We start from the raw sequence: 13,092 nt of genomic DNA on the forward strand, positions 1-13,092 counted from the left end.
GAAAGAAAAAATCATGTCACAACAAGAAGAAATGAAAAACCTCAGCCTACTGGGCAACAAAGAAACCAACTACATCTTTGACTATCAACCAGATGTCCTCGAATCTTTTGACAATCGTCATGTGGAAAATGACTATTTCATCAAATTTAACTGTCCTGAATTTACCTCACTGTGTCCAATCACTGCTCAACCAGACTTTGCGACCATTTATATTTCCTACATTCCTGACAAGCTCTGTGTTGAGTCAAAATCCCTCAAACTCTACCTCTTTAGCTACCGAAACCACGGAGATTTCCACGAAAACTGTATCAACACCATCGGGAAAGACTTGGTCAACTTGCTAGACCCTCGCTATTTAGAAGTCTGGGGAAAATTCACTCCGCGCGGTGGCATCTCAATTGATCCCTACTACAACTACGGTAAGCCTGGAACTAAGTATGAAGGATTGGCAGAACAACGCCTCTTCCAACACGACCTCTATCCAGAGAAAATTGACAACCGTTAATACTCTTCGAAAATCAAATTCAAACCGCGTCAACGTCGCCTTGCCGTACTCAAGTACAGCCTGCGGCTAGTTTCCTAGTTTGCCCTTTGATTTTCATTGAGTATAAACAGATAAGAAAAAGCCCTGTTCCTCAAATCGAGGAGCAAGGCTTTTTGAGTTTCAATTATTCTTCTGTTCCAAGGAAGTTTTTAGCAACAAGGGCTGCAAGAATCCCACCAACGATTGGAGCAAGGATGAAAATCCATACTTGTTGAAGGGCTGAGCCACCTACCAAGACAGCTGGTGCCAAGCTACGAGCTGGGTTTACTGAAAGTCCAGTAATGTTCAATCCCACAAGGATCATGGCCATCAAGGACAAACCGATTACCAAACCAGCAATCGCTCCATTGCCCTTGCTTTCTGAAGTCACGGTCATGATAACCAAGACAAACAAGAAGGTTGCGATTGTTTCAAACAAGAAACCACCAAAGACAGTGACACCGTTTGCCAAGGCATTTTCACCAAGACTAGTAGTTGACATCCCTGAGTTCGCCAAGAGGAAGAATAGCGCAGCTGATGCAAGGAAAGCTCCAACTACTTGCCCAAGGATGTAGTTAACAAGCTCCGAAGATGACAAACGTTTGTTTACAAACATAGCGATCGAAACCGCTGGGTTCAAGTGAGCACCTGAAACAGTTCCGATTGAGTAAGCAGCAACCACGATTGCCAGACCAAAGGCAAAGGCGATTCCAAGGTGACCTAAGCCATCAAGACCATTTCCAAAAACAACAGCTCCTGTCCCAATGAACACAAGCATGAAAGTACCGATTAATTCAGCAACAAATTTTTTCATTTTCTTTCTCCTTTTTTCAAAAACTAGATACTAGTCTATTAAAAGTAGGAAAGGGTTTCAAGAAAATTGATTGGAAATTTCAGGTTAAAATTCTGTAAAAACGGTAGTGTTTATTTGAAACATTTTTTTCAAAGGTGTATACTAATAGCGTAGTTTTGATAGGGGTTACAAAACCCATTATAAAAGCTCATTTGTAAACCTTTGCTGTTCTTTTATGAACGTTTGAATGGTATCGTGAATACCAAGGAGGAATCATATGTCTAAAGTTGCTATTGTCACAGGTGCAGGTCAAGGAATCGGTTTTGCAATTGCGAAACGATTGGTTCAAGATGGCTTTAAGGTAGGAGTCTTAGACTACAATCCCGAAACAGCCGAAAAGGCTGTTGCCGAATTATCAGCTGAAAATGCCTTTGCTGTCGTAGCTGATGTTTCGAAACAGGCAGAAGTTGCCCAAGCATTTCAAAAAGTTGTTGACCATTTTGGTGATTTGAATGTTGTCGTAAATAATGCTGGTGTTGCTCCAACTACTCCTCTTGATACAATTACTGAGGAACAATTTACACGTACTTTCGGTATCAACGTTGGTGGTGTCATTTGGGGGTCACAAGCTGCACAAGCGCAATTTAAAGCACTTGGCCACGGAGGTAAAATTATCAACGCAACTTCTCAAGCTGGTGTAGTCGGTAATCCAAATCTAACTGTTTATGGTGGAACCAAATTTGCTGTTCGCGGAATTACGCAAACATTAGCCCGTGATTTAGCAGACTCAGGTATCACTGTTAACGCCTACGCACCAGGTATTGTTAAAACACCAATGATGTACGATATCGCTCATGAAGTTGGTAAAAATGCAGGAAAAGATGACGAGTGGGGTATGCAGACATTTGCAAAAGATATTACCCTAAAACGCCTATCTGAACCAGAAGATGTGGCTGCTGCTGTCAGCTTCCTCGCAGGACCAGATTCAAACTACATTACAGGACAAACCATTATCGTTGATGGTGGTATGCAATTCCATTAAGATACAGGAAAAGAGGTTGGAAAATGATTCAACCTCTTTTATTAGTTTTCATTATCAGGTAGGAGGATACAATAGAAACCCTATTACTAAGTAATACTAGTTAATCCCTAATATTGAAAAGATTGGATAGCTTCTTTCAAGTCATCTTGTAAACTATTTCTCTGGTCAAGTTGGACATAGACTTCCAACAGACAGGATCTAAAGTTGGAAAATTTGTAAAAATCCTCCCTTTCTTCTATCGGAAAATCAACCGTTTTTATCCAAGCAGTTACTTGCTCTTGCTCCAACTTCCCTTGTAAAATCGGTTCATAAAGCACTCTTGCTAAACGCCAATCTTCATCATCTGTAAAACGAATGGTAATTCTTTTAAACAGTTTGCCAAGTATGTCAAATACTTCATGAACTCTGTTTTTAGGAAAGTCTGGATGACAAACTACCTCTGTCAGTAAATCGGCTCCATGTGCAAAAGCGTGAACCCAACCATACTGACTTGAAAAACCTGTCGTGTCCTTTTCTTTTGAAAGATAGTGCAAACCTTGATTTAAAAGGACATTGCGAATTTCTGCTTTTAATCCCTGATAAAAAACCGATTGCTGGTTGGCATCCGCAAACAAGAGGTTTGCATAAACAAGTGCCCTAAAAGAACGTTCAAGTGTTGGCAGACCTACCTTATCAATCTCTTTATCTAGTCCTCCATCAGCTGAGACCACCTCAGCAATGAAATAAAATTGTTCCTGTGTAAATAGCTCTTCCTGAATCCCTCTAGCAAAGCTTGTAAAAACAAGGTCATCGCGAATTTCTGGAGAAGGATCTCCCAAATGGTCAAGCAACCACTGGATTTCCTCCTGATGATAACTTGGTTTTTCAACTGCTATTTTTCTTAGTAACTCTTGATACATGGGCAATAACTCTACACTTCTAACAACTGTTCAAAAAGCCGTCCTTAAATGACTTAATATTGAATTCTCAATTAAATACAATCTGATAAAAAATGAAGTAAATAACTATCAATACCAACTTACCGCAAGTTCAATTTTAACATCATGACCTTCAACGGCGTGTTTGAAAATAGCTACAGCCAAGCCAATTATAATGACGCTTAACAAACCCATAAACATCATTCTAGAACAATCTTTCTATCCCCCTACTCTCCCAACTGGGCACTGTAGGCAATAATCTGGTCAACTGTGTCTGACAAGAACTGAATGGTATCACGGAGTGGTTTGTCTGTTGAGATATCCGCTCCGATAATCATGGCTGACTCAAGTGGTGTCTTGCTACCACCTGATTTGAGGAGATTGAGCCAGTCCTCAGCTCCAGTTTCTGAATGTTTCAGATGAAGGTAACCCGCAGTCGAGATGACTAGTCCTGCTGAGTAAGTGTAACTATACAAGCCCATGTAGTAGTGAGCTTGGCGCATCCAAGTCAAAGCTGCATCATCATCGATTTCAATGGCATCTCCCCAGAAATCGGTCAAAACTTCCTTCATAATGCTGTTGAGTTTGCTTGCTCCGAAAGTTTCTCCTTCTTCAATCAATGTATACACTTTACGCTGGAAGGCTGCTTCTAAGAGGTGGGTAATAAAGTTATGGAAGTAGGTGTCTGTCAAGCGGTGAGCCAGAGCAAAGCGTTTTTGACGAGGGTCGTCAGATTGGTGCTCCAAATAATCACTGAGAAGCAATTCATTGAAAGTTGACGGTGCTTCAACATAGTAGGTCGACATGTGGGCGTTGAAGTAGCTCTGGTGATTATCTGAAAAGATGAATTGACCAGAATGCCCGATTTCATGAATCAAGGTATAAACATCGCTCAAACGACCAGTCCAGCTCATGAGAACATAAGGATGCACACGATATGGGTCCGCCGCATAACCGCCAGAATCCTTGCCACTATTGGCAGCAAAGTCCACCCAGCGCTCTTCTTGATAACGAGCAACTTCCTGACAATATTCTTGCCCCAAAGGTTCTACGGACTTCATGACCAAATCATAGGCGTCGTCAATAGTCACTTGAGGATTCAGGGCGCTGTCCAAGTCCAATTTCCAGTCTGCAAAGGTCATCTTTTCAAGACCATTTACCTTGGCAACATGCTTGAGGTATCTCTGAGCAACCGGCGCAAAATCCTTCATAATGAAATCAATCTGGCGGTCAAACATGACACGGTCTACTTCCTGTTCAGCTAGAAGATAGTCAAAGACTGAGTCGTACCCCTTCATATCTGCCAGTAGTTTTTCAGACTTGACTTGGGCTAGATAGGCTGCTGCAGCCGTATTTTGGTGCTTACGAAGACCTTCTGAGAAGGAACGGAATGATTTCTCACGGACCTCAGCGTCCTCGTGATTTTGGTAGAAATTTTCATAGGTCACAAAGCTGTTTTTGTAGGTCTTGCCATGAGCTTCAAAGTCAGCCATTTCAAAATCCCCAGCTCGCATCTTAGTGTAAATATCCTGCGGACTGTAGAAAACCTCGCCGAGATTGGTCAAGGCCTTCTCCACATCAGCCCCTAAATAGTGGGCTTTTTTTATTTTGGCCTGACGAATGGCAGCTGTTAAATGAGGCAATTTACCCAAACGGTCCAAGACTTCCTCATCTGCTACCATCAAGGCATCGTCAAAGAAGGTCAGAGCTACGCTGGCGTCTGTTTCAAATTCCATCCCAGCTTGGGCAATGTTGGCAAATTCGTCATTGCTATAGTCTGTCGTCTGAGGCATAAAGCCATAGTTGCCAATATGGCTCATCTGAATGTAGATTTGTTCCAATTCCGCAAAGGCCTTCTCGAAATCTTCAAAAGTGTGAAGATTGCCATTGTAGTCACGGCTAAACTGGTTGATGTCTTCACGAGCCTTCTCGATTGCACGCAAGAAATCCTCACGGTCTTGGTATAGGGCTGTTAAATCCCAAAGTTCCTTCTCTGGAAATTCTGAACGGTGTTTTTGTTCCATTTTCTTCCTCTTATTTCTCTAATTCTAATAAAACACTAAGGGCTGATAAGGCGTAAAGCGGTGCTGTTTCTGCTCGCAAAATACGAGGACCAAGACCTGCCAAGACTGCTCCCTTAGCTTCAAAACTTTCGATTTCTGCAGGTGACAGACCACCTTCTGGACCAAAGATAAAGAGCAATTTGGCTCCCTTCTCGAGTCCATTAACTGCTTGTAAAAGCGCAGCGGCTTCTCCTTCTTTGGCCGACTCTTCATAAGCCACTACGATAGAGTCAAATTGGTCCAGTTGAGCTAGAAAGTCTGATTTTTTCTCGAAAAGTGTGACACTTGGTACTAGATTACGCTTGCTTTGTTCTGCTGCTCCAAGGGCAATTTTTTCTAGTTTTTCAATCTTTTTACCCAATTTCTTGCCATCCCATTTGGCGACCGACCAATCGGCAGGGAAGGACCAAATCTGGCTGGCGCCCAGTTCAGTTACTTTTTGAGTGATAAACTCGAGCTTGTCGCCCTTGGGAAAGCCAGATGCGATGGTCACCTGGATTGGTAATTCCACGTTGTCAGCTAACTTTTCAACCAACTCAAACTGACGATTTTCAACATCCAAGACGCGCGCCAAACGCTTGATACCATCATCAAAGACTAAGGTCACCTCATCATCTTCTTTCAAGCGCATAACCTGAAACATATGCTTGCTGGTTTCCTTGTCCTCGATGGTGACAGGAGAGACTGCACTCCCCTTGACAAAATACTGCTGCATGCTAGCCTCCAATCACACCGGAAATATCCTTGGTTTTCTTAAAGACACAGGCATTCCATTCCCCTTGAACCATGTGAGTTTCGAGGAAAAATCCAGCTGACTCAGCCGACTCGCGCACCATGTCCCACTTGTCCTTGATAATGCCACTCATGATGAGGTAGCCTTCATCCTTGACCAAGCGGTAAGCATCATCCGTCAAATGAATAAGGATATCCGCCAAGATATTAGCCACAATCACATCTGCCTCAATCTCAACTCCCTTAAGCAAGTCTCCTGCTGCTACATGAATGTTTTCCATACCAGGGTTGAGCTCAATATTTTCCTGAGCAACACGAACTGCCACATCATCCAGGTCGTAGGCAAAGATTTCCTTGGCACCAAGTAGCGAGCTGGCAATAGAGAGAACCCCTGAACCAGTACCCACATCTAGCACTGTTTCCCCACCACGAAGAACCTGCTCCAAGGCAAAGAGGCTCATCTTAGTGGTTGGATGGGTCCCCGTACCAAAAGCCATACCTGGATCCAGCTTGATAATCTTTTCCCCAGCAGTCGCCTCATAGTCCGTCCAAGACGGCACGATGGTCAAATCATGAGTGATACGAGCTGGTTCATAGTATTTCTTCCAGTTGTCTGCCCAGTCTTCCTCAGCCAAGGCAGTCGTCCCCATCTTGACCTCTCCCAAGTCCATAAAATCAGTTAGTTCCGCGAGACGGGCCTGCAAGTCTGCCTCAACCGTTGCTACATCAACCGTATCAGGGTAGTAGGCTGTCACTACGATTTCTTCTTGCTGCTCAACCTCTGGGAAAATCTCGCCGAAGCGGTCAACATTTCCCACATAGTCCATACTATCTTCGATCGCAACACCTTGCGCTCCCAGCTCAATCAAGAGATTGGAAACCAACTCCTCTCCCTCACGCTTCACTGTAACTTTTAACTCTTGCCATGTTTCCATATTTAAGATACCAAGCCCGTAAAACACAAAGCCAAAATAGAAACTTCTCTGAAGACGCTTGTGTCTATGAGAAGTTTATCTTTTTGGCACAGTGTTTAGGGCGGGTTCAGTTTAGAAATTTAACCGAACCATCCTTTCTAATCACTTACTTTATAATAATCTTTTAATCTCTCTTGCAAATGAGGTACAACTTGACTGGAGCTAAGAAATTCCTTGACATTCATGAGCTGATAGCCCTGCCCTTCATCACCAAAGGTGATATTGTCAAACTGGTTCTGTGTTAACTGACCGACTAGAAATACAGATTGTTTATCCGCAAAAAGCATACTTGGATAAAACTTACTCCAAAGCAGACAATCCTCAGTCAAATGAATTCCCAGTTCTTCATAAACTTCACGCGCCGCACACTCAAAAGGACTTTCATTACCTTCGCGTCCACCACCGGGCAGTTCCCACATATTGGGCCAGGGAATGCTTGCCTTATCATCGCGTAAGATAGTCAAGAGCTTATCCCCACAAAACAAAGCAATCTTGCAGCCTGTGAAATCAGAAATTTCTAGTTCCATATTAGACTCCTTCGGTTAATTCCTTTTCCAGCTCGGCTAACCAGTTTTGATAATAGCTTTTCTCATCCCGTAACATCCGGCTGCTATTCATTTTCTGTCTAGCAAGCTTCATAGCCTTGTGAGTTTGAACTACATCTTTCTTTACTTTAAATTGATACCAAGCTTGAATGACCTGCATATCTGCTGTTTTTATAGATAAAAAGGATTTGACCCCTCGAATACTTGCATATTCTTCCGCATTCTTATTATCTCCTTCCATCAGAGCAACTTGAAGAAGGTATAATTGAGAACTAGTTTTAGACATTGGATTATCTGTTTTCTCTAACACAGACTGAAACTGTTGCTTTGCAAGCTCTATATTATCATCCAATATGAATACCAATCCCTGAAGAGTCCGAACACTTTCTGCAAAACTTCCTCTCACATCCTCATCAACAGACATGATAAAGTCTTTTAAATCATATTCTTGAGGAGCTAGCAAGGTCTGGGCAGAATGCCTCAACATTAGGTAGGCGTATTTGGTATTTTCAGGTTGTTGTAGCAATTCCCAAATTTTCGCTCCATCGGTGATGCCGACTGGCAAAATGTTATTTAGGAAGAAAGACAAATTAAGAAAAATCCAAGTCCCTGCAAAATACCAGCTTCTTGTCAAAAATCCAAACACTATCGCCAATAATATCAAGCTGAGATGAACCATCAAGCCTCCTGAAAGCATCAGGATGATTCTTTGATCGCTTTCATCTTCTTTCAATCCAATATACTGAGCACCAACATTTTTTATAACTGCTGTTCGACTAAGATGAAGCCTTCCTGACTTTTTGGTTAAAAGAAAGTTCCCTAATCCAAAAGCCACCAGACGATAGCCTGTCAGATAACCACAAAATGCATGACCAAGCTCATGAAGAATCAAGATTACATACATGCTTAGAAAAGCAAAAGCATAACCAAAACTAAAAACTAATAATGCAGAATAGCCCAACTCTGCAAATGCGATGGTTCCACAAGCAAAAGCTAGCATAATAAAGACAACAGCTAGCACATAAACCAAATAAATCCCAATTTTCTTCATAAAATCTCCAACCAACTCCTAATATCTCGGATAAGGATAAAATTCTCCCTCTTCCAAGCCTACTTTTCCTTCTTCAAAGACTTCTTGGTTCCATTCCATGACAAATTCTTCTGCTTCTGGGTCTTCCAAAAAGTCCATAAGCGCATCCAGCCCAACCTCAGCAGTATCTTTGAGGAAAAGGGCAAAATAAGCTAAAAATTCACGGGAAAATCCCTTTTTAGGCAGGTAAGGGATGACAGTCAAATAGTCTTCCTCATTGACTGTTGATTTGGCTGGATTGTAAAAAAGCACTGCTTCTTCAAAGAGAATGTCATCTGATGAAACCTCTCCATCTTCACCCACCATCTCCACACCTGCAGCATTTTGCGCTTCCAACAGAAAACTCACTTCAACCGCGTGGTTGCGCTTGTCCCAACTAATCTCAAAGTCAAAGGGAAAATTCTTCTCCAACTCTTCCTCTAAAACATCTAAAAATCCATATGTTGCCATTTTGTCCTCTTTCTATGCGACTCTTTAATCGCCCCGATTACTCGGAAATGTGCTAAAATAGATACTACCATCTTACCACATATACATCAGAAAATCCACGTTAGAAAGGACTGCTATGCCAGACAATCTCGCGCTTCGCATGCGCCCTAAAACCATCGACCAGGTCATTGGTCAGGAACATCTGGTCGGGCCTGGAAAAATTATCCGCCGCATGGTGGAAGCCAACCGCCTGTCCTCCATGATTCTCTATGGACCTCCGGGAATCGGCAAGACCAGTATTGCCTCTGCCATCGCAGGGACGACCAAGTATGCCTTTCGAACTTTCAATGCGACAGTTGATAGTAAAAAGCGACTGCAAGAAATTGCGGAAGAGGCTAAATTTTCAGGTGGACTTGTACTACTCCTTGACGAGATTCATAGACTAGATAAAACCAAGCAAGACTTCCTCTTGCCTCTCTTGGAAAGTGGACTGGTCATCATGATTGGCGCTACAACTGAAAATCCTTTCTTCTCTGTCACTCCTGCCATTCGCAGTCGCGTTCAAATTTTTGAGTTGGAACCTCTGTCTAACCAAGACGTCAAAGAGGCCCTGCAGATAGCTCTAAATAACCCTGAACGTGGTTTTGATTTTCCAGTAGAACTAGATGAGGATGCGCTGGACTTCATTGCCACCTCTACAAATGGAGACCTGCGTTCTGCCTTCAACTCACTGGACTTGGCTGTTCTCTCTACCCCCGAAAATGACAAGGGAATCCGCCATATAACTTTGGATATCATGGAAAATAGCCTGCAGCGGAGTTATATTACCATGGACAAAGATGGGGATGGACACTACGATGTCCTCTCAGCCCTGCAAAAGTCTATCCGTGGCTCAGATGTTGATGCCAGTCTCCACTATGCTGCCCGCTTGATTGAGGCTGGTGATTTGCCAAGTCTCGCTCGTCGCTTGACTGTTATCGCCTATGAAGATATCGGTTTGGCCAATCCTGAAGCTCAGATTCACACCGTGACTGCTCTGGATGCTGCCCAAAAGATTGGGTTCCCAGAAGCCCGCATTCTCATTGCCAATGTCGTCATTGATTTGGCCCTTTCTCCAAAATCCAACTCAGCCTATGTAGCTATGAATAAGGCTCTTGCCGACCTCAAAACATCAGGGCACTTGCCTATTCCGCGACACCTGCGTGATGGGCACTACAGTGGAAGCAAGGAACTGGGGAATGCCCAAGACTATCTCTATCCACACAACTATCCTGGAAATTGGGTCAAGCAAGACTATCTACCAGAAAAAATTCGTAATCATCACTATTTCCAAGCAGAAGATACTGGTAAATATGAACGGGCTTTGGCTCAAAGAAAGGAAGCTATCGACCGTTTGCGAAAAATCTGAAATCCTTTTCAAAAAATTGCACTTTCCTCTTGATTTTTTTTGAAAAAGTGGTATTATATAAACATAGAAACGCTGTGGTGTACGACTTCACACTTAAGTGTTGACCGACTATTTTTTGTATTATTAGGGAAACAAAAGTCTTCTAACAGCATGTAGGCCGTCTCACACGGAAACAGCTTCAGTTAGAGCGAGTTGCCCACCTGCTTAATTGCGCGGGTTCAATACAAACCGTGAAGTTTCGGCACCAATACAGCTTTTTTCTTTGCCTCCTTAGCTCAGCTGGCAGAGCAGCGGACTCTTAATCCGTGGGTCACAGGTTCGATCCCTGTAGGGGGCATCTAAATACAACAGGAAAAGCCTTGATAACCAAGGCTTTTTTGCTTATCTATAACTGATTTGCCTCATCATTTGTCCCACATTTTAAATCTATCTTTTCTTTTTGAATCAAATTACATCTTTACAAATAGTGTAAAGCCAGTTACTTTTGCTTTGATTCCATACAATATTTTCATGTAGAGAAGACAAATTTTATCTTCTCTTTTTATTTTCAAAATAATAAAAACTGATTTTCTTTTCATAAATCAGACTGAAACTTCCAAATTTTCCATTTTGTTTATTGATATTTCCTCTAAAAAGGTGTATAATATTTTTATTATCAAACTATACTATACTATATAGGGGGTATTGAAATGAAATTTTCTAATCGTTTATCGCTATTCCTTGCAGGAGTTGTTTTTGTCCTTTTAGGACTTTTCCTATTTACAAACCCAGTAGCTAATCTTGTTGCTTACAGCTGGTGGATTGCATTTGGTTTACTGGTTTCTTCTATAGCAGCTATTTTAGGCTATTTCTCTGTACCAAAAGAGCTTCGCTCACCAGCTCATCTTTTCCAAGGGATTGTTAATCTTCTCTTAGCTCTTTACCTCGTTGCCTATGGCTTTGTGACGCTGCCAGTTGTCATTCCAACTATTTTAGGAATTTGGTTAATTGTAGAAGCCATTATAGCTTTCTTTAAAGGCAATCGTCTGGGATTGATTTTCCCTATTATTGGCAACCATATCATGTGGATAGCGTTGCTTGCATTTTTACTAGGTCTAGTGATTTTGTTCAATCCAGTAGCTACAAGTGTCTTTGTCGTTTATGTCGTTGCCTTTGCATTTTTAATTGTTGGTTTCACCTATATCCTTGATGCCTTTCGTAAATAATCTAGCTGCCATTTTGGGCATATTAAAATAGCTGGGAAGTTACATTCTCAGCTTTTTCTGTTGCCTCCTTAGCTCAGTTGGTAGAGCAGTAGACTCTTAAGCTATGGGGCGCAGGTTCGAGCCCTGCAGGGGGCACATCTAAATCAACAGAAATAAGCCTTGAAACCAAGGCTTTTTTTAACGTCTAATAGCTTTTTGTAGAAAAGTATTTAAAAATAAAAGAGAAGAGAATCTCTCACTCTCTTCTCAGTATATCTTATTAAATTTAGTTTTGCTTAATCTACCTGATTTTCCTTTGCAACGACAAATTCCTTAACCAATCGATAGATAACAGCAAATATCGGTGTAAAGAATATCATCCCAAGTAAGCCAAAGAGATTGCCTCCAATACTAGCAGCCGCAAGCGTGAAAATAGCTGGCAAACCAATAGACTGACCTACAACTCTAGGATAAATAAGGTTTCCTTCAATCAGCTGTATAACTTGATATAGAAGAAGAGAAAGTAAGGCTTGAGTAGGACTCACTGTGAAGATAAAAATCGCTCCCACAACACAAGCAATCATAGGCCCTACATAAGGAATGAACGATAGCACTCCTGCAAAGATACCTGTCATTACTCCATAGGGTATCCCAAACACGCTGTAACCAACCGCTATCATAACTCCTATGATAACTGCTTCAATCAGCTGACTCATCAAAAATTGGTCATAAGTCTCTAGTGCTACTTGTCCAATGTAAGTCAACTTTATCACCACCTTCTCTGGAAGAAAAACTTTTAGAAGTCGACTCGTCATCGCTGCCAAATGTTCCTTACTGGATAAAAATAAAAAGGTGAAGACTATAATCAAAAAGGCATTCATCAAACTTGAAAAAATATTGCCGATATTACTAGTCAGACCTGATAAAAAACCTATCAAAGCTTGGCTAATAGAACTAGATTGTCCCTGTATGCCTGATACGATAGTTGACAACATGTCTTTGGTTACAAATTCCGAGCTGCCTAGCAATTTCCCAAGTTGAGTCAGGACTGTTGAAAGGACTGTTCCCAGCTGACTAATAGTCTGGGCTAGGGTTGGCAGCACCAAAACCAAAAGAGCAATCACGATTAAGATAAGAGCTAGGAAAACAAGTACCATGGCAATCGGACGACGCAACTCTGCCTTTACCTTCAATTTAACTAAGTACTGTTCAATTTTTTTCATAGGAACATTAAGCACAAAAGCAATAACAGCACCATAAATCAAGGTTGATATTACATCAAAGAGAGAGATTGCTCCTGATATAAAGCTCGATGCATTCAGAATTACAAGAGCAACCAGCCCTATAAAAAGTATTAACGGGGTGTATTTTTTTACTAAGTTCATAAATTCT

Annotated in this window: 13 protein-coding genes and 2 tRNA genes; 6 read left to right on the forward strand and 9 right to left on the reverse strand. The window is 41.8% G+C overall.

Going from position 1 to position 13,092, the window contains the following annotated elements:
• Window positions 1-13 precede the first annotated feature (13 nt).
• Window positions 14-505 (forward strand): preQ(1) synthase, encoded by a 492-nt coding sequence (gene queF / locus N8M95_RS07470; RefSeq protein WP_000082575.1) that lies wholly within the window; start codon window positions 14-16, stop codon window positions 503-505.
• 163 nt (window positions 506-668) lie between these two features.
• On the opposite strand, the gene N8M95_RS07475 is transcribed toward queF, so the two are convergent.
• Entirely contained in the window at window positions 669-1,337 is a 669-nt protein-coding gene (locus N8M95_RS07475; protein WP_000714814.1) for an MIP/aquaporin family protein, read from the reverse strand.
• A 256-nt stretch (window positions 1,338-1,593) separates the two neighbouring features.
• Here N8M95_RS07475 and N8M95_RS07480 point away from each other — a divergent pair, with 256 nt between their 5' ends.
• Window positions 1,594-2,358, forward strand: coding sequence for a (S)-acetoin forming diacetyl reductase (locus N8M95_RS07480; protein ID WP_000048147.1), 765 nt, complete (start codon window positions 1,594-1,596; stop codon window positions 2,356-2,358).
• Between the two features lie 107 nt (window positions 2,359-2,465).
• Here the strand turns inward: N8M95_RS07480 and N8M95_RS07485 are convergent, their stop codons facing one another.
• The 7 genes from N8M95_RS07485 to N8M95_RS07515 form a co-directional block, all read right to left on the reverse strand.
• Window positions 2,466-3,257: a DUF2785 domain-containing protein gene (locus N8M95_RS07485; protein ID WP_049488282.1), complete on the reverse strand. Its 792-nt coding sequence runs from the start codon at window positions 3,255-3,257 to the stop codon at window positions 2,466-2,468.
• A 245-nt stretch (window positions 3,258-3,502) separates the two neighbouring features.
• Complete coding sequence (pepF, locus tag N8M95_RS07490) at window positions 3,503-5,299, reverse strand: oligoendopeptidase F (RefSeq protein WP_261116935.1); 1,797 nt, start codon at window positions 5,297-5,299, stop codon at window positions 3,503-3,505.
• Window positions 5,300-5,309: 10 nt separating this feature from the next.
• Window positions 5,310-6,053: a 16S rRNA (uracil(1498)-N(3))-methyltransferase gene (locus tag N8M95_RS07495; RefSeq protein WP_004256076.1), complete on the reverse strand. Its 744-nt coding sequence runs from the start codon at window positions 6,051-6,053 to the stop codon at window positions 5,310-5,312.
• Between the two features lies 1 nt (window position 6,054).
• Window positions 6,055-7,005 carry a 50S ribosomal protein L11 methyltransferase gene (prmA, locus tag N8M95_RS07500; RefSeq protein WP_045605872.1) on the reverse strand — a complete coding sequence of 317 codons (951 nt, stop codon included), beginning with the start codon at window positions 7,003-7,005 and terminating at the stop codon, window positions 6,055-6,057.
• A 137-nt stretch (window positions 7,006-7,142) separates the two neighbouring features.
• Window positions 7,143-7,571 (reverse strand): NUDIX hydrolase, encoded by a 429-nt coding sequence (locus N8M95_RS07505; protein WP_247939725.1) that lies wholly within the window; start codon window positions 7,569-7,571, stop codon window positions 7,143-7,145.
• 1 nt (window position 7,572) lies between these two features.
• On the reverse strand, window positions 7,573-8,640 hold the full coding sequence (locus tag N8M95_RS07510; RefSeq protein WP_247939724.1) for a M50 family metallopeptidase: 1,068 nt from the start codon (window positions 8,638-8,640) through the stop codon (window positions 7,573-7,575).
• Window positions 8,641-8,658: 18 nt separating this feature from the next.
• Complete coding sequence (locus N8M95_RS07515) at window positions 8,659-9,129, reverse strand: DUF3013 family protein (protein WP_045605868.1); 471 nt, start codon at window positions 9,127-9,129, stop codon at window positions 8,659-8,661.
• Between the two features lie 115 nt (window positions 9,130-9,244).
• Between N8M95_RS07515 and N8M95_RS07520 the strand changes: the two genes are divergently transcribed.
• The 4 genes from N8M95_RS07520 (at window position 9,245) to N8M95_RS07535 (ending at window position 11,856) form a co-directional block, all read left to right on the forward strand.
• Entirely contained in the window at window positions 9,245-10,516 is a 1,272-nt protein-coding gene (locus N8M95_RS07520; RefSeq protein WP_261081959.1) for a replication-associated recombination protein A, read from the forward strand.
• 264 nt (window positions 10,517-10,780) lie between these two features.
• A tRNA-Lys gene (locus N8M95_RS07525) sits at window positions 10,781-10,853 on the forward strand.
• 352 nt (window positions 10,854-11,205) lie between these two features.
• A complete protein-coding gene (locus tag N8M95_RS07530) occupies window positions 11,206-11,721 on the forward strand; it encodes a DUF308 domain-containing protein (protein ID WP_049521056.1) in 516 nt (171 codons plus the stop codon).
• A 62-nt stretch (window positions 11,722-11,783) separates the two neighbouring features.
• Window positions 11,784-11,856 (forward strand) — tRNA-Lys (locus tag N8M95_RS07535).
• Between the two features lie 140 nt (window positions 11,857-11,996).
• On the opposite strand, the gene N8M95_RS07540 is transcribed toward N8M95_RS07535, so the two are convergent.
• Window positions 11,997-13,085 (reverse strand): AI-2E family transporter, encoded by a 1,089-nt coding sequence (locus tag N8M95_RS07540; RefSeq protein ID WP_049551477.1) that lies wholly within the window; start codon window positions 13,083-13,085, stop codon window positions 11,997-11,999.
• Between the last annotated feature and the right edge of the window lie 7 nt (window positions 13,086-13,092).

Source organism: Streptococcus mitis, assembly GCF_946190325.1.
In the GTDB taxonomy this organism is placed as follows: Bacteria; Bacillota; Bacilli; order Lactobacillales; family Streptococcaceae; genus Streptococcus; species Streptococcus mitis_CF.